1 pseudogene is annotated in these 264 nt (G+C 63.3%); it reads left to right on the top strand.

Annotation, left to right across the window (positions count from 1 at the left end):
* A pseudogene (locus SB756_RS31175) lies at positions 1-264 on the top strand (chromosome partitioning protein ParB); the annotation flags it as partial.

The following is a 264-nucleotide window of genomic DNA, read 5'->3' as shown; positions in this document are numbered from 1 at the left end:
GGTGATCGTCCCGCCCGGCGAATATTTCTACCGCTATGAGTTCGCCAAGGCACCCAAGCGCAAGGGCGGGCGCGTGTATATAGATGTGCGCGAAAGCGGCGAGGTCGAGGTCCACGAAGGCTATGTGACGGGCAAGGAGGCCAAGCGGCTCGAACGCGGCGAGGCAATCGAAACCGGCCCCAAAGTGCCGCGCCCCGAAGTGACGAGCACGATGCAGACCTATATCAACCTGCACCGTCATGCCGCTGTCCGCGCCTCGCTGAC

Origin of the sequence: Pseudomonas sp. SIMBA_068 (assembly GCF_046534705.1) — a bacterium.
Classification (GTDB): Bacteria; Pseudomonadota; Gammaproteobacteria; order Pseudomonadales; family Pseudomonadaceae; genus Aquipseudomonas; species Aquipseudomonas putida.
The sequence above is the reverse complement of the archived record's forward strand: the minus strand, read 5'-3'. Positions and strand labels throughout refer to the sequence as shown.